Raw genomic sequence first — 16,596 nt, 5'->3', positions numbered from 1 at the left:
CCGAAACGAGTAGATGACTAGGGTGTCCGATGTTTCGGGATAACAACGGAATAACGGAATAGTGGCTTCCATTCATAGGTCATGGTGTCGAGTTTAAGCTGTTTTTTCAACTCTCTCCAATCTCTCCCTTTAAACCCCTTTGCAACCGATAACGGACCATCATGGCGAATATAGCGATTGCGGGAAATGATGCGCGTCGTAATCCAGACAGCCGTGTAGGGTACCGGATGCCGATGAATATCATTGATTACGACCCCGTGAATAGAGGCTCGCAGCATATGTGTCACCATCTCCACCAGCTGATCGCCCTGGAAATGATGGATGAACTGGGAACCGGTCACGATATCAGCCGATGCACCGGGGACATCTTTAACGTCGGCGCGCCGAACTCGAACTCTCGGTTCGTTTTGAAACAGTCGTCTAGCCTCATCGCATGCCTCTTCCGTCATGTCGACCAAGGTAATATTCAGCTTGATGCCCCTTTGATCCGACCATTGCAGCAGCTTCTGGTTTACATCGCCTGAACCGGCCCCTACGTCCATGATGCTAAGGGTGCTCGGGCTGCCCATCGATTTCCAAAGCTTCTCCACGCCGTTCAGGGTAGGTCCCGGCGCCGCGAAGATCCGATTCAGCCGCCTTAAGTGCTTCAGCGCTTCAATCAACTCTTCCCCTCCCATGGAGAAGTCATCCATCAGCTCATCTTCCTGCGCCCGGATGGACAAGGTTCTAAAGAAGGACATGGTCCTGCTCCTTAACCGATGACGCATAAGCCTTTACGTAGGTAAAACGCATGAGCTCCGCTGTCAGGCCTGGCCCGAAGGCCATAGCTACCCCTTCCGTGGAAGCTTTGTCCAGCTCTTGCATCTCCTTACGCATCGCACTCAGCACAAACATAATGGTCACGGAGGAGAGATTCCCTGCCGTTCTTAAGATGTCCCTGCTGTATTTGGTTTGTTCATCGGTCAAGCGCATGACTTCCTGCACGGAATCCACGATGCCCCGTCCGCCGGGATGGATGGCCCACAATTCCGGAAGCTTATCGTCCTTCAGCAGAATACGCAGTTCTTCCTCCAGGTGAATACCGAGCAGCTTCGGAATACGCGGCGATAAAAAAAGATCAAAGCCTGTATTGCCTACCTCCCACGTCATATCCTCCGTTGAATCCGGGAGCAGGACCGAATAACCCGGGCCGAGCTCCAAATAATGCCGATGATTCGTTTCCGGAAGACCGATAACACAGGATGAGGCCCCATCCCCGAAAAACGAGGCTGCAAACAGCGCTTCCCTCTCCTTGACCGGCTGAAAATGAAGGGTACAAAGCTCCACGCACACAATTAAAACTTGCGATGCCGGCGCTCCCCTTACAACATCCCTTGCCATTTGAATCGCCTTAAGACCCGCAGCACATCCCTGAAATATCAACGGCAGACGATTGATCCGGGGAGAAAGCCCCAACTGACGGACCAGCAGTACATCCATACCCGGCTGGTATTGACCCGTGCAGCTGACCGTAATAAGATGCGTGATTCGATCCGGTGACATACCGGCATCTTTCAACGCCTTCTCGGCTGCTGCTACGCCAAGCGGAAGGGCCTCCCGCTTGTATGTATCCATTCGTTCCTCGGTTGTCGGGATATCTGACTCGTCATGGGAAGGCAGATAGCGGCATTCTTCCAATGGACCAAGGTAGTTGGATTCGCAAGTATAACGAGTTTCGACACCGCAGGATCTAAATACTCTTCGAGCAAAGCGGGCCAAATCGGGTTTATCCTGCAGCGTAGAGGCAATTAAATCCGCAATATCCGACTGTGCCACTGAATGTGCCGGCAATGCCGTACCCATCCCGAGAATCGCAGCATCGGACATACCGTTTGTATGTTTCATGCTAACCTCCTGTTTCGTCTTGGAATTATACTTGATTACCCTTCCCTGAGCATTTTGAATTCGTTCAAAGATATACTTCTTGCAATTAGGATATCCCGAGCATAGCAAATTATATCCAATTCAAACCAAACGCTTCATACGCATGTCCGCCATCGCAAAAAAAACCACGATTCCCGTGGTTTCGTGAGCTCATTATTAAGGATGTGACCGATTCATCCATCAACGGAACGTTGTTAAAGTACAACCACTTATAGCCTTTTCCCATGGAACGGCAGAGTAATAACATACTCCTTTCGATCACCTATACTCCTTCTTTATTGCCAAGTTCAGCTTCGTCAAACTGACTTCCCGGAATTTCTGTTTCGGTAAGAAGCACCCATTGGTTTACTTCATCGTAACCGGATACCTCAGCAATGACCCGATAACGAGGATACATCCATTCAGCAGGGGCACCTGCTTTCAGATTGGACGTGTCCGCCAAGCCTACGGCCCCCGGCTCCAGCAGGTTAATCAATGTGCCCTGCGGAAAAAAAGCCTCGATGAAGCCTTCCACTTTAGCGCCGACTGGAAATAAACGTTGGGTCCGATGCCAGTCCATCTGGCCTGCTTGCAGCTGTTCCATCCAAAGCTCCTCGAATGCCGCTTGACTGATCTCTGTATAATAGGGTTCCTCCGGATCAAGAGGGTGCTCCGCCAGCATGAAATGATAGGAATCGTGCTTCCGGTTGGATGTAATGCAGCTGCCATCCTCATCAAGAACGATCTGCCTATAAGCCGTGCCGTTGTTGTCTATTTCAAAATACCAGGTTCCCATCCCCGGCTCCTGAATATCTTTTAGATATCTCATAGTCGTCAACTCCTATCAGTTAAAACAAGCATTCAAAAAAACCGGTCATATTCCGGCCGATCTATTTGTTCCTCTATCAAGCACTGGGTTTATTTTACCATACCCAGCCATTTGGCGTTGTGCCTTAGAGACTTGCATCGAGCGGTGCCTGTTCCTTGTCGTTAAAATACAAAAACAAGCCCGATTGCAGCTGCAATCGGGCTTGCGTTCTACACATTATTTCCCGGACATCGTGCTTACTTGCGTGTTGAACTGCTGCTCAAATTCCTTTATTGAGATGACCTTCCCATCCACTCTCGACTGCTCAGCGGCAAACGCCATGAGATGACTTTGAACGGAACGACTTGCCGAAGTCAGCCCTTGATCGCTTCCCCCTGTCTGTACCAGCCTCAAAAAATCCTTGATCAGACCCATATCACCGCCGCCGTGGCCGACATGCCCGCCCCTATCCTCAAATGTTATCCGCTCGATCTTGCCGCTGCCGAAATGAATGATCTCTATTTCGTTTTTCTCCATGGCTCCGCGGATTTCCCCACGGGTTCCCATCAGCTTGATCGTGCGGCTGACATCTCGTGTAAACGCACTCATCGTAAATGCCGCCGTCACGGTATTGGCAAATTCCAGATTAACGACCTGATGGTCCACCACGTCATTATCGCAATGGTATACGCAGCGGCCATATGGTCCCTCCAACAACGCCTTGTAACGGGCATCATAACTCATATCATCGCTGATCGCCGACGTTGGCCAATTCGTATCCTCTGTCAAATATAGATCAGGCGCATAATAGAGGCACTGGTCCGAGACCGGGCATCCGTCCAAACACCGTTTGGGTGCGCCTTCCGGTGCTTGCGCAGCCGTAAAATGGCTCAGCGAACCGAAAGAGGATACCCGGAGACAATCGGCATCGGCAAGCCAGAGCAAAATATCGAGATCATGACAGGACTTGGCGAGAATCATCGGACTGGAATCTTCCTTACGACGCCAATTTCCCCGCACAAAACTGTGCGCCTGATGCCAATAGCCCACGTTCTCGTTATGCTGGATCGACATCAATTGGCCAATGGTCTCACGCTCCAGCAGTTCCTTTAAAGTCGTGAAGAACGGCGTATACCGCAGCACGTGACAGATGGAAAACACCAGGCCGGCCTGCGAAGCCATCTCGCCCATCCGGATGCACTCTTCGGGATCCGGTGACATCGGCTTCTCCAGCAGCACATGGTAACCGGACTCTAGCGCCCGGATTGTCGGCTCGAAATGCTGCTTATCCTGGGTGCATATCAATACCGCGTCCGCGAGTTTGGGCCCTGCAAAGAAATCATCCCAATTCTCGAAGCACGCCGCGTCTTCAAGACCATGCCTAGCTTGAAACTGTTCCCTCCGCTGCCGATTCGGTTCCGCGACGGCAACCACCTCCAGCTCATGGGGATGCAGCAGGGCATATTCCATATAATTGATGCCTCGCAGTCCTGCTCCGATGAGGGCAACCTTAACCTTATTCATCCGATTCTTCTCCTTTTTATGCAAGCACTTATTCTTTGACGCTTCCGACCGTCATCCCTTTGACAAAATACTTCTGCAGGAACGGATACACAATCATGATCGGCAGCGCGCCCATGAATATTTGGGCAGTCCGGAGCGTTTTCTCGCTCAAATTCTCCATTGCTTTGATCTGTTCGATCGATATCGAAGTCATTTGGGAATTGATCGACATGATGAGCGTGGACAAATAGGTTTGCAGCGGATATTTATCCGGTGAATTCAAGTATAGAATTCCGTCGAACCAAGCATTCCAGTGTCCCACGATGGTAAACAGGCCGATCGTCGCTATGGACGGAAGCGAAACCGGCAGGTAGATACGCCATAATATTCTCCAGTGTCCGGCACCGTCAATCGTTGCCGCCTCCTCCAGCTCCTTCGGAATCGTTCGGAAGAAGTTCAGCATCAGGACCATGTTCCATACATTAAGTGCCCCAGGCAGAATCAGAGCCCAAACGGAGTCAATCAAGCCGGTATTCTTCACGATCATGTAGGTGGGAATCAAGCCCCCGCCGAAAAACATCGTAATGGCAAAAAACCACACGTACGGTGTTCGAAACTTAAATTGATGATTGGATTTCGATAAGGGATACGCGGTGATGAATACCAAAAACATATTCACTGCCGTCCCGAGCACGACCCGCGTTAGCGAAACTCGAAATGATCGAAAAAACTCGACCTTCTCACCCAAGTACCGATAAGCATCCAAGTTAAAGCCGACTGGCCAGAGCCTCACTTCCCCCGCCATCGCCGCTGTATTCGAGCTTAACGAAATCGAGAGCAAATGAATGAACGGAATGATACCGAGCAAGGTGATTGCGGTTAGAACCAGCGTATTCACGATTACAAACAGCCTTCTGCTGATCGTTGGTTTGTGCATTTTCCTACCTCCACTCCAGCCTAAAAGATCCGATAATTGTTATATTTATAAGCCGCATAGTACGTCACAGCCAGTAGAGCCAGCGAGATGACCGATTTAAAGAAGCCGACTGCGGCGGCAGGTCCGAATTGCTGACTGAACATTCCGAGCCTATAAACGAAGGTATCGATAATATCCGCCCCTTCATAAACCGTCGGGTTGTACATGATCAGAATCTGTTCGAAACCGGCGTTGAGAATTCCGCCAAGACTTAATACACCCAGCAGGATGAGAATCGGTGCCATGCCTGGGAGCGTAATATGAATCATCTGCTTCCATCTTCCCGCTCCATCTACTTCAGCAGCTTCATACAGCGTGGCATGGATTCCTGTTATGGCAGCGAGCATAACAATCATGTTATAGCCCATCCCTTTCCATACGTCCGAACCGATGATGATCCCACGGAACCAGTGGTTATCCAGCATAAACATGATCGGTTCCATATCCAGTGCGCCCACCAAGCCGTTCACCGGACCATTCAAGGAAAACAGTTCAATGATGACGCCGCCAAGCACCGTCCAGGACAGAAAGAACGGCAGGAAAATGGCGGATTGGATAAAACGCGAGAACCATCTTCGGGTGACTTCATTGAGAAGCAGTGCCAGGATTAGAGGCACCAGTAAAAACAAAATCATTTTAAATACGGAAATGACAATGGTGTTCCACAATACCTGCTTGAAATCGGGCAGTTCAAATACATAGCGAAAATTATCAAAGCCAACGAATTCCGAGTGGAAGAACCCGGCCAGCGGCTCAAATTGTTGAAAAGCCATGACAAGACCGGCCATAGGTCCATAAGCATAAATCAATGTGACGATAACTCCAGGCAGCAACATCAAATGCAGCAGATATTCTTTTTTTAGCGTTCTCACAGATGAACCTCCCCGTCCATTTAAAACGGGAGGAATTTGCCAACTTCATCAAGGCTCATCCTCCCGTTCTATCATTCAAAGATTATTTGGCACTCTGCTGGCCGTACCAATCGTTGACCTCTTGCGTAATCTGATCGCCGCCAAGCGACTTCCAGCTCTGAACGAATTTATCGAATTCATCCAGTGAAGCCCCCATGACAATCTTGGTGAAGGTTTCCTGCATCAGTTTATCGAGCTGGGATCCCTTTTCCACCTGCGTTGCCGTAGGAAGGCCGTAGAATTCATTGTTCACGTAAGCCTGACTCTCTTTGATTTGCCGCGTCATTCCCCAGCCGCCGTCTTTCGCCGCCCGACTGAAATACTGTCCCCAATTCACGCCTTTCGAGGCATCTGCGGTATTTCCTGCAAGGTAATCCTTTGTTGCTTTGAAGACGTCCGCCACATTTTTGTAGTTCTCGTCATCCAGCGTAATTTCGGATTGGTTCGCATCAAGCGCTTTGTTAACCTCCGAATAGATCGTATCGATTTGGGCCGGATTATAAATCCGTGGGTTAAACCAATTGTATACATATCCTTTTTCCGCTTTATTCTGATCCATGTACTTCTTGTTGCCCATCTCGATGTAGAAGTTGATCATCTTAATGGCGGCTTCCGGATTCTTCATTTTTTTGTTCACGACCACGAGCTTATTGCTGCGAATCTTGGGTACCATCGACTTCCCGGGTCCATCCAGTCCAGGAATCTGAAGGGCAATCCATTCTGCCTTAGGATCTTTATCGACATTGAGATTCAATGGCCAGTTCGGATACCACCATTCGCCGTAGGAAATACCAACCTTGCCTGCGGTAATATCTTCAACAGACTTGTTCTCATCCTTCAAGGCAAATTCTTTATCCAGAATCCCCTCCTTGTACCAGGACTGCAGCTTGCCCAGCGCGGTCTTTACTTCCGGTTGAATGAGACCAGGTATAAGCTTGCCGCTGTCGTCCTTGATCCAGGCCGACTGGTTGTCCCCGATGGACGGGTAAGCACCAAACCCATTGAAGAAGCCCCTCAGGTCAAAGCCCCAGAAGAACAGATTCTTCTGCATCGCGATACCGTATGTGTCACTTTTACCGTTTTGGTCCGGATCCTGCTGCACAAAGGCCTTTGCAACCTGTTCCAGCTCATCCATGGTTTGCGGCGGCTGCAAATTCAGGTTGTCGAGCCAGTCCTTGCGGATCCAGAGCAGCTGAGTGGACAGGAACGGATCCTCAAATCCGGGAATCGCAAGCAGCTTTCCTTCCGACGTAAACGTCTTCATCGCAAAGCCGCCGTCAGACTCCATGTATTTTTTCAGTGCCGGCGAAGCGTAGTCGTTGTAAGCTTGGGTTAGATCGGCAAGCATACCCTGCTTCTTCAGCTTCTCGAAGTTCTTCTGGTCCAGTTCCATAATATCCGGCAGGTCCGCCGAAGCCATGGCTAACGAAAACTTCTGTTCGAACTGGCTGGAAGGCACCGTCCATTTGTACTGAACCTCAATGTTCAGCATGTCTTTGAGATCTTTGAAATAAGCATTCTGTTCAGGTGTAATCCCTTGAGGCGTCCGCGGGTCTTCCGGCGGATTGTAGCCGAGCACTTGTGTGACCGTTACCGGTTCAGGATATTTGCCGAGAGGTTCGGGAGGTGCAGTATTGGTTTTTGCATCCTCGGTAGAGGTTTTGGCCGGCGTCCCCTCAGATTCTTTTACCTGATTCGAACATGCAGCCATTACCGAAAGCGTCATCGTGCTAATCAACATCATTTTCGCTAGCTTGATCCATCTCATGATTGCTTTCCCCCTTTATCTGACGTAATCTGGATATCTGTGTTGCTTAGGTATCATTATAGTTTTTATTGGAAAGCGCTATCAATTTTAAGATTTTTACTTCTCTTTCACTTTTTTTACTTATTGGGAATTTCGGTATTCCTGTGGGGAAACACCCATCTTTTTCTTAAAAAATGTCGTGAAATAGGAAGGAGATTCGAATCCGAGCCGCGTGGCAATCTCCTGCAACTTCATATTCGTATGCTGCATCAGGTGAAGCGCCCCCTCCAGCTTCTTCGCCTGGATATACTCCAGCAGGTTGTGCCCTGTCAGCTGCTTGTAGTAGCGCGAAAGATAAGATGGGTTAAAATGGACTTCCTCCGCGATGGCGGTCAAGGAAACATCCCCGGATAAATGCTCCAAGATATATTTATGGATCCGGTCGATCACGTCGAATTTCATATCATCCTGCTTGAACCGGTCATAATCTTGGTTCGGATCCTCAAGCTCTTTAGCCTTTTCAATGTCCACAATGACCATATTTTGACCAAGCGCAGCCCTGCTCTGCAGCATGGATCGTAAAACATCAAGCTGCTGTCCCGAGGTACCCCACTTATGAAGCAGATTGCCTGAAATTCCGAAAGAAACATGAACACCGAGCAGTTCTTCGCATTCATTTTGGACCAGCTCCAGGATGCCTCTCATATAGGACATAACCCCGTGCCAATGAAGCTCACTCTCCGGCTCATCACCGCGAAAACGGTTCCGAAGCTCCGCATCCGGCTGCAGCAGCCATACCTGTAAGTCATCGTCCAGAACAGCATGCTCACATGCAAATGAGGCAGGCAAATCGTTAATAAACGTCATCTGAACAGCTTGCGCCACATCCTTGGTTTTTGACTCCGCCGCTCCATTGATCCTTCCGATGATAAAAAATGCCGGCTGATCTACATCAATGCGGAACTCCACCTCTTCATAGCGGGGCTCGGACAGCAGGGAATGGACGACTTCTCCTTTCAATACCTGTCGTATCAGCTCCCGTTTCAGCAAAGGCTCGGCGATTTGAAAATGCACCTTTGCCTTTTCTGCCTGAATTCTGCGACGGTTTTCCTCATCAAGCTTAGATGAAGCCTCTTGGACAGCTTGAAAAATCGGATCGATTCCTTCGGTTTTCAGGATGTAGTTATCCACGTTTTTGCGCAGTGCTTCATGCACATAATCAAATTCACTGTAACCGGTCAGGAAAATAATTCGGCAATGCGGCCAATAGTATGTAATTTCATCAATCAATTGAAGCCCGTTCTTATGGGGCATTCGTATATCGCTGACCAGGATGTCCAGCTTCACTCTCATGGCAATTTCCAGCGCTTCCTTGGCGGAATAAGCTTTGCATACATCCAGTTCCAATTGTGCATGCTCCTGAAAAAGCTGAACCAAGCCGTTAACGATGACAGGCTCGTCGTCCACGATCAACAGTCTGTACATGATGATGCCTCCTCTATCCCATCGATGATAATGATCAGGTCCACCTTTAAGCCGCCATAGTCGCTGCGCGAGATGAACAATCCGCTTCCGGGTCCATATTTAAGCTGGAGCCGGTTGTTCACGTTGATCAAACCTGTTTTTTCAATATGCTTTGAATCCATGGCAAGCTTGTCCCGCAAACACTGCAGCATCTCATTCGTTAACAGCTTCCCGTTATCCTCTACCGTGACACGCAATTGGCCATCCCGGTAATCGCTGCTGATGTACACTTCCCCCTCCTCCATGCCGTCTTCGAACGCGTGTTCAAACGCATTCTCTACGATAGGCTGTATGATGAGTCTCGGAACGGTTATGAACGGCGGGATGTCCGAAATTTCCTTATGCTCGTATGTGATCCGGTTCGAGAAGCGGATGCCTTGAATGTCGCAGTAATCCAGCGCATGCTTATATTCCGTATAGAAAGGAACCTCGTCGGAGCCGCTTCTCGTGATGTATTGATAGTAGCTTCCGAGCTTTTGAGAGAGCTCCGCCGCACTGTCCGAGTCTCCAACCTTACACATCATATAAATATTGAAAAAGCTGTTATATAGAAAATGTGGATTGATCTGGGACTGCAGCTGCTTCAGCTGCGAGTGCTGCAGTGCTATTTTTTGCTCATAGTTTTCCTCAATCGAATGTTTGAGCTTAAACGCCATCCTGTTGAACCCGTTAAATACGTAATGAAACTCGTCTTTGCTTCTGGACTCGATCATGATGTTCAAATTATCGGTTTCGATCATATGAAAGGCTTTGACAAGCTTGGACAGAGGCCGGTGGATCATCAGATTGACCGAGAACGAATAGAGCACCATGACGGTTACCGCCAGAATAAACAACGTATAAAACCATGTAATGAATTGGCTTAAAGGCCGCGTAATTTCATTTTGGTTCACATACATAACCAGGGACAGATGCAGCGCGCTAACTTCATTCTGGATAATGAAATAGTCTACGCCATCCAGTTTCCCCGTCGCCGGCACACTTTGCTCCGGGCTGGGATTGTCCAAGATATGGCTCAAAATCTCGGATGACTCATCGGCCCGCGAAGCCGTCGTTAATATGGTCCCCCCTTCTTTACTCCCGAGTAATACTTCGGATTCCGGATACAGCTTGGCGATTTCGCTTAAAGCCCCCAGCAGCTTAGTTCGTGAAATTTCGATATAGGACCAGATACCGCCGTTGTTTTCGGTTTCAATCAGGAAAATCCGCTCACCGCTTCGATAAAAAGAAGGCTTGGGCATCACCGCCATCATGGAAGATATCCGGTCCATTTCCTTATTGGGCGTATTGGTCACGCCCGTTGTGGTCGAGATCGTTTTCCCGATATCCTTCACGTAAACGCCGGCGCTAACGATGTACTCGCTGGAGACCATAAGGGTGGCAAGCCGATCCCTGACCTGATCGATAAGCTCCACCTCTTCATAATTCTCAAGCATGCTGCCTCGAAAGCTCAGCTTCTGCAGATCCTTGTCATTTAACAGCTGCAGCTGTAAATTCCGGATAAAATACATCTCTTTATCCAGCTGCTTGGAATAGAAAGACGCGCCTGCTGTCGCGGAGTTCAAGAGAGACTCCTTCGTCACGGACATCCCCTTATAATTCAACCAAATATTCATAGAGATGAGAGGAAGTAATAATAGAATAAAAACGATGACGATTTTCTGATACACAAACCATTTCGATGCTTTGCCCGGAGCTTGAAGTTTCATGCTTTCCCCCCATTTGGTATCAACCGATCTATTATCATCTAGTATAGGGGGGCCGGCTGACATTACAACGAATTATTTTTACATATTCGTTGTGAACCATGACAGGCATGGGTTCCAGGCATAGAAAAAAAGCCCCGCAAGGGGCTTTTAAGCTATTTTAGAATTCAGTATAGGCATCGGTACTATGATGTGGTCATTTCGAACCGATGATTTCATATTTTGGCTTCACGTTGTTGAAATCCGGATTGGTTCCGCTTACCATTAGGCCCATTCCCCAATCGAAGTGAACATCCGCCGTAGGCACGTCCGCAGCGTCACGATATTGGAACAGGATGTTTCTTCGCGTACGATCGCTCCGGTTCACGTCCGAGCCATGAATGGTCAGGTAATTAAAGAAGAGTACATCGCCCGCCTTGGCTGGACACGGGGTTCCCGAAGATAATGGATACTCCTTGTGGTTCAAATAGTAAGCGCCGATATGCGGCAAAACGCCTTGTTTATGGGATCCCGGCACAACACATAGGCAGCCGTTCTCCATATCGGCATCATCGAGATGAACGCTGGCGGCTAACATGGTATGATCGCGATGCGGGAAATACGGATAATCTTGATGCATGGGAAAAGCGGCCCCGTTAGCAGGAGGCTTCACCAGCATTTTCGAGTGATGCAGCTGCACGTTGGGTCCGATGATTCCGTTCAACGCTTCTGTCATTCGAGGATGGATCGCGGCTCGCATGAAAGCGGCATCATGGTAGTGCACGTCGTGAAAGCCTTTCAGAACCAGCTTCTTAAGCTGCTCAGGCGGCAGGAAGTCGCCTTGCCATGCATGGTTTTGATCCGATTTAGCGCGTGCCGCCCTCTGGATAATCCCTTCAACTGCCGCTCTCATATCCTCTACTTCCTGTTGATTATAAACGCCTCGGACCAGCAGGTACCCATTGTCTTTGTAAAATTGCACATCCTTTTCGTCCATCATCACCATGCACCCTCTCAATATGTTATGGTTTATCTAAGTTCATTATAGTAAGGGCGAGCGAAATCGTATTTGCACGGGAATGACGACGTTTTGCAAAATTACGCCAAAGGAGCTGCAAATGACTTGTACCATTGGAGCAAAAGCGAGGAACGCCTTAATCGTTATGCTGGACGGCTTGAAGGCGAAAGCCTCTCGTTCCTTGTCCATTATTGGGGGACCGTCCAGCATTTGACGGCCAATTCCATACATCGGCATTCATTCTATGAGATTTGTTATGTGGACGGCGGAAAAGGCATATATACGGACGGTGATCAGATGTATCCCTTATATGAAGGGGTAGCTTTCTGTACAATCCCAGGCCGGTTGCATCAGATCAAAGACGTAGACGGTCTGAATCTGTTATTCGTCGCGTTTGAACCAATGGAGAGACCGTCTGCCCAAGAAGTAACGGTGAAATACAGCGAGGCTCTTCAGCGATGTGCCGTTTGGACCGAGCACGCCAGCGATTCGCCTGCCATTCAAATATGGAAATCCATGCTGCTGCGCTCGGAATCCGACACATCGCTGCCTGCATCGCTTTTGCCGAAGCTAGCACATGTACTCCTGCAATCCTTTCCTGGCCTGTTCGGGGCTTCCGGCAGTTTCGAAAGCGCTCCACTCTTATCCTCCGCGTTACAACTCGTTCAAAAGGCAAAGTTGTACATAAGAGACAACCTCGGCGGGCCTGTGTCACTACCCGAAGTGGCGGCTTACCTGAATGTGTCCGAGCGGCAATTATCCCGATTGTTTGCGGAGAGCATTCATGAATCCTTTTCCTCCATGGTTCGCACCGAACGAATCCGGGCAGCCGAGCTAATGCTCCAGCACACCCGTGATCCCATCAAGGTGATCGCAGAGCGAACCGGGTTCTCATCCGTTCATTACTTCACGAGGCTGTTCACGAAGTTCAAAGGTATTCCCCCCGCCGCTTATCGAGCGAGATGGGCCTTAGAGGCGGATCGCCAGGAATGATCTCTCCGAGAGATAAGCGCAAATCGGCAACGAAACAGCCCAACCATGTGTAGTTTATAGATGTTAGTATATAGATCCTGCTGATTTCTCAAGTATATGACTGCCTTGAGCAGCTCCCTTGAGTAAAAAGATACAACGCATCAGCCCCGTAAGCCTGAAAGTAATATCCCGTTAACCGACCTATATATGTAAGAGTCTCTCCCTCCGGTGTACGGGGCACGTGCAGCAGATTGGTCTGTTCAAACCTGAGCCAATCTTCCAGTGATTCGCCCTCTTCCAGCATGAATGACGAGCAGACCGTTCATCCGGATACCATACGAGCTCGGAAATCGACGCCGTCATATTGAATTCATATTTCATCTCTTGCCGCCCCCTTGCTTACTGCAGGTTCAAATCATCCTTTTAGCATTCGTTATAACATCTTCTGTCGTTTATATAGATGCTCAACATACGGGATATTCTACCATATATCATTCCTGAGTTTGAATTTCAGACGCTTACCCACGGTAACTTGGCGTGTTATAATTTGTTTAATATGCTGGAGGGAATGAAATTAATGCTGGAACTGGAAGCAGCTTTAACTAGATTCATAGAACAACAAGACTTATATAATCGGGATTTCGGGCTCTTCACCGATCATGAATTACGGCAGCGGTCCGAGGTCCAGCTGCCGCCCGTGGATGACCGTATCACGCTGTCTCCTGAACTGACTTATCTATATAGCCATTATGAGATGATTGACGCTATGGCCGAAGGAACCCACAAAATGAAGAACGCGGCGGTTGAGATCGGTGAATCGGCTGTCATCTACTTTGTGTCTCCTGAGCATCTGGTCCGGCAGCAAATGGGCTATCGCTGGATTTACGTCGGCGGTGAAACGGCAGAATCGAGCCTTTGGCCGGCTCATCACGTCGTCATTGCCAATGTAAACGATGATCCGCTGATCGTTGACGTCCAAGCGAGTGGTTCACCCGTATATGCCGCATTCGAAGGCGGCGAGCCGAAGCTGATTGCGACTTCGCTTGCGGATTGCTTTGACGCGCTGTCCATTCTCATCGAAGGAGCTCGGCTTTTCCAAGGGGAAATCAGCGACGAAGAAACCTTTGAAACGAAACCGGAATATATCTCCCATGTGATGCCAACACTGACTGATCTTTTGGGAAGCGAGCAAATGGAGGCGCTTCTGGAATATTTATCGCTTCAATAAATGAAAGGGCTGCGGATAACTTAAACAAAGGACACACCTCTAAGAGAATGTGTCCTTTACCCATTGATCAACTGGGAATCTGGATATCTGATCCTTACCGTTCAGGACCATACACCTCAAATTCCCAAATCGAATATCCGTATATCGTGGCCCGAATCGTGCCGTACATCCGAACATACCGTGCTTCCACTTCGTCAAAAGTAATCGTCTCAAGACCACCCTTGCCTGTCGTGGTGCTGTATACATCTCTCCAATTAGCCTCATCGCTCGGATCGTCGGCTATCTGTATTCGGTAGCTCTTCCCGTAAGCAGCCTCCCAAAAGAGCCTGACTTCGTCTATCGTTTTGGTTTCTCCGAGATCGACATAGATCCAACCGGGATCCACTCCCCGCTTCGAACCGAAGCGAGTTGTTAAACTTCCGTCGTTCACGTACGGCGCGGTGTCTTCCAGTCCGTCATTGGATGAAGCCACAGCTGGACGGTGCAGCGCCAAATTGGTTCTTGGTGGAGGTTCCTCGTTCTGAACGGGCCTGATCGTGACATCGCCGTAATGTTCTTTGCTCAGGAAGTTCATCTCGTGAAGCGTAGTCGCCGGTACGCTTGCTCCAGGCATATAGACATTCTCAAACATCAGATCCGTAATCTCGGCACCTTCCACACCCTTGATCTTCGCAAAACTTTCACCCGCGTCGCGTACTGTAATATCCTTCACTTTAACGTCTCTGACGGGTCCCACGCCGTTATTGCTTCCATTCACTGTGAATAGGGTCATCCAGGCGCTATTGTCTTCGTTCTTGCCGCTGATATCTTCAATGTCCATCGATTCGAATCTTACGTCACTCACCGTGCCGGTGCCGTATTTATGATGAATGGCAAACCCCACTGCGGCTTTGTATACGACTCCGTTTCTGAACACGATATTGGATTGATCCTGCATGATGCCTTGGCCGATCTTATAACCGTAGCATAACGTCCACGCGATCGTATCCTCGAATAACACATTGCGAACGGGTTCCGGATTACCCGGCCAAGGCACTTTACCCGAAGCGATATCGGTATCCTCTTTCCAAGCTTTCGTGGAGAACGGATCATCCAGCGAAATACCGATCGCATGTTGTACGACAACGTCTTGGGATTCGCAAATATCGATCCCGTCATTCTCTCCCATCCCCAAACTGTTGAACAGCTTCAGATTTCTGAAGGCCAGATCATTCGAGCGGACCGCGACAACCGCCCAGCCCGATGATTCTCGAATGACAATGCCATCCATCACAAAATGGGACGTATCAATCGGAACGACCAGATTATTGATCATTCCCTTGCCGTTGGTTCCTTTGTCGTCGTGCAGGGCCTGCCCATTGCCATCGATTGTGCCCCGACCATATATCCGGATATTCTCGGATTGAAATGCAGTTGAGATCCACCATGTAGCCGGTCGTCCCATCGAATCCTTGAACCAATGCTCCGTGTAATCGTCTGTTCTTCCCGTGCCGACCAAGGTGGCTCCCGGTTCCATGTAGACCGCCGTATTGCTTTTTAATACCAAATTGCCGATTTCATAGGTTCCCGCCGGTATGTAAACAATGCCCTGCGCACCGTCTCCTTGCGTGGTGCCGTACTGACTGGCATCGTCAATGGCCTGCTGGATGGCCCGCGTTCTTGTGGAAACTTCGGTTGTTGAAGAACCCGAGGACACAACATCATACGGAGCGGATATTACATTGAAGATTCCCTCACCGGTTGAGGCAGGTGCGTCTGATTCAAGCGGATCCGCAGCGATGACCATACGCGTCTTGCGGTTATTCATCATGACGATTAAGTATTCGTCCGAACGGGTCGTGAAGGTAATGGTTCTTCCCTCAATCTTGTCTGCTTGAATGCCGAGTTTCTTCGGACTTATCGAATACTCATGCACTTTATCTGTGTTGAGAATGGTTAATTCATAAGTGACAGGACCGTCGGACATGGAAAAATGCGCATAGTCATAATCGCTGAATCCCTTCACCACCGGGACGGGTACTCCGTTCGCTTTAAGCGTGTAATTCACGGAGCTTGCATATCGTTCCGAAGGCTCGTAGGTTACGATTGAGGCTCGTGCCATTGGAGTAAATGCATCCCCTCCCTCTGATGCTTCCACTTGAAGATTCGCAGATGGTGACAGCAAGGCAGCAGCAAGCGTAAATCCAAGTGCGGCACGAAACCATTTGCTTACGAATGTCATCACATGTTTCCTCCTTTTCGTTCGATTATTTGAAAGCCGTTTCAATATTGTCTGAATCAGCATTCCGCCACTTCATTATAGACTGCATGCAAAGGGAAAAT

General features: G+C 49.1%; 13 protein-coding genes and 1 pseudogene. 2 read left to right on the top strand and 12 right to left on the bottom strand.

Annotated elements, in window-relative coordinates; genetic code table 11:
* Positions 1-17 precede the first annotated feature (17 nt).
* The 10 genes from PAEVO_RS06630 to PAEVO_RS06585 all read right to left on the bottom strand — a co-directional run bounded on the left by PAEVO_RS06630 (position 18) and on the right by PAEVO_RS06585 (position 12,056).
* Positions 18-740, bottom strand: coding sequence for a methyltransferase domain-containing protein (locus PAEVO_RS06630; protein WP_100536838.1), 723 nt, complete (start codon positions 738-740; stop codon positions 18-20).
* The gene (locus PAEVO_RS06625; protein WP_100536837.1) at positions 727-1,884 is read right to left on the bottom strand and encodes a type III polyketide synthase; all 1,158 of its coding nucleotides are present in this window, start codon (positions 1,882-1,884) and stop codon (positions 727-729) included. Before PAEVO_RS06625 ends, PAEVO_RS06630 begins: the two co-directional genes overlap by 14 nt.
* Before the next feature lie 301 nt (positions 1,885-2,185).
* Positions 2,186-2,731, bottom strand: coding sequence for a hypothetical protein (locus tag PAEVO_RS06620; protein ID WP_100536836.1), 546 nt, complete (start codon positions 2,729-2,731; stop codon positions 2,186-2,188).
* A gap of 216 nt (positions 2,732-2,947) precedes the next feature.
* Positions 2,948-4,234: a Gfo/Idh/MocA family protein gene (locus PAEVO_RS06615; protein WP_100536835.1), complete on the bottom strand. Its 1,287-nt coding sequence runs from the start codon at positions 4,232-4,234 to the stop codon at positions 2,948-2,950.
* A gap of 28 nt (positions 4,235-4,262) precedes the next feature.
* Entirely contained in the window at positions 4,263-5,150 is an 888-nt protein-coding gene (locus PAEVO_RS06610; protein ID WP_100536834.1) for a carbohydrate ABC transporter permease, read from the bottom strand.
* 20 nt (positions 5,151-5,170) lie between these two features.
* Positions 5,171-6,061: an ABC transporter permease gene (locus tag PAEVO_RS06605; RefSeq protein ID WP_100536833.1), complete on the bottom strand. Its 891-nt coding sequence runs from the start codon at positions 6,059-6,061 to the stop codon at positions 5,171-5,173.
* Positions 6,062-6,143: 82 nt separating this feature from the next.
* A complete protein-coding gene (locus PAEVO_RS06600) occupies positions 6,144-7,868 on the bottom strand; it encodes an extracellular solute-binding protein (RefSeq protein WP_100536832.1) in 1,725 nt (574 codons plus the stop codon).
* Between the two features lie 120 nt (positions 7,869-7,988).
* Positions 7,989-9,332, bottom strand: a complete 1,344-nt coding sequence (locus PAEVO_RS06595; protein WP_100536831.1) for a response regulator — start codon at positions 9,330-9,332, stop codon at positions 7,989-7,991.
* Positions 9,317-11,080 carry a histidine kinase gene (locus PAEVO_RS06590; protein WP_100536830.1) on the bottom strand — a complete coding sequence of 588 codons (1,764 nt, stop codon included), beginning with the start codon at positions 11,078-11,080 and terminating at the stop codon, positions 9,317-9,319. The genes PAEVO_RS06595 and PAEVO_RS06590 overlap by 16 nt, the downstream gene beginning before the upstream one ends.
* 193 nt (positions 11,081-11,273) lie before the next feature.
* Positions 11,274-12,056: a phytanoyl-CoA dioxygenase family protein gene (locus PAEVO_RS06585; RefSeq protein ID WP_100536829.1), complete on the bottom strand. Its 783-nt coding sequence runs from the start codon at positions 12,054-12,056 to the stop codon at positions 11,274-11,276.
* Between the two features lie 123 nt (positions 12,057-12,179).
* Here PAEVO_RS06585 and PAEVO_RS06580 point away from each other — a divergent pair, with 123 nt between their 5' ends.
* On the top strand, positions 12,180-13,067 hold the full coding sequence (locus tag PAEVO_RS06580; RefSeq protein ID WP_100536828.1) for an AraC family transcriptional regulator: 888 nt from the start codon (positions 12,180-12,182) through the stop codon (positions 13,065-13,067).
* Between the two features lie 95 nt (positions 13,068-13,162).
* Here PAEVO_RS06580 and PAEVO_RS34855 read toward each other — a convergent pair.
* Positions 13,163-13,353: pseudogene (locus PAEVO_RS34855) on the bottom strand (siderophore biosynthesis protein); the annotation flags it as partial.
* Positions 13,354-13,614: 261 nt separating this feature from the next.
* Here PAEVO_RS34855 and PAEVO_RS06570 point away from each other — a divergent pair.
* Positions 13,615-14,274 carry a hypothetical protein gene (locus PAEVO_RS06570; protein WP_243390652.1) on the top strand — a complete coding sequence of 220 codons (660 nt, stop codon included), beginning with the start codon at positions 13,615-13,617 and terminating at the stop codon, positions 14,272-14,274.
* A 94-nt stretch (positions 14,275-14,368) separates the two neighbouring features.
* On the opposite strand, the gene PAEVO_RS06565 is transcribed toward PAEVO_RS06570, so the two are convergent.
* A complete protein-coding gene (locus PAEVO_RS06565) occupies positions 14,369-16,495 on the bottom strand; it encodes a galactose-binding domain-containing protein (RefSeq protein ID WP_100536826.1) in 2,127 nt (708 codons plus the stop codon).
* Positions 16,496-16,596: the final 101 nt, after the last annotated feature.

Source organism: Paenibacillus sp. GM2FR (assembly GCF_002803325.1).
GTDB classification, from domain to species: Bacteria; Bacillota; Bacilli; order Paenibacillales; family Paenibacillaceae; genus Paenibacillus_AQ; species Paenibacillus_AQ lautus.
This window is presented reverse-complemented; position numbering and strand designations above follow the sequence as displayed.

Bases quoted from the DNA above. Each gene is read 5' to 3' on its own strand.
- PAEVO_RS06615 (WP_100536835.1), bottom strand. From the start codon at position 4,234: ATGAATAAGGTTAAGGTTGCCCTCATCGGAGCAGGACTGCGAGGCATC.
- PAEVO_RS06570 (WP_243390652.1), top strand. From the start codon at position 13,615: ATGAAATTAATGCTGGAACTGGAAGCAGCTTTAACTAGATTCATAGAA.
- PAEVO_RS06620 (WP_100536836.1), bottom strand. From the start codon at position 2,731: ATGAGATATCTAAAAGATATTCAGGAGCCGGGGATGGGAACCTGGTAT.
- PAEVO_RS06600 (WP_100536832.1), bottom strand. From the start codon at position 7,868: ATGAGATGGATCAAGCTAGCGAAAATGATGTTGATTAGCACGATGACG.
- PAEVO_RS06595 (WP_100536831.1), bottom strand. From the start codon at position 9,332: ATGTACAGACTGTTGATCGTGGACGACGAGCCTGTCATCGTTAACGGC.
- PAEVO_RS06590 (WP_100536830.1), bottom strand. From the start codon at position 11,080: ATGAAACTTCAAGCTCCGGGCAAAGCATCGAAATGGTTTGTGTATCAG.
- PAEVO_RS06625 (WP_100536837.1), bottom strand. From the start codon at position 1,884: ATGAAACATACAAACGGTATGTCCGATGCTGCGATTCTCGGGATGGGT.
- PAEVO_RS06565 (WP_100536826.1), bottom strand. From the start codon at position 16,495: ATGACATTCGTAAGCAAATGGTTTCGTGCCGCACTTGGATTTACGCTT.
- PAEVO_RS06630 (WP_100536838.1), bottom strand. From the start codon at position 740: ATGTCCTTCTTTAGAACCTTGTCCATCCGGGCGCAGGAAGATGAGCTG.
- PAEVO_RS06610 (WP_100536834.1), bottom strand. From the start codon at position 5,150: ATGCACAAACCAACGATCAGCAGAAGGCTGTTTGTAATCGTGAATACG.
- PAEVO_RS06585 (WP_100536829.1), bottom strand. From the start codon at position 12,056: ATGATGGACGAAAAGGATGTGCAATTTTACAAAGACAATGGGTACCTG.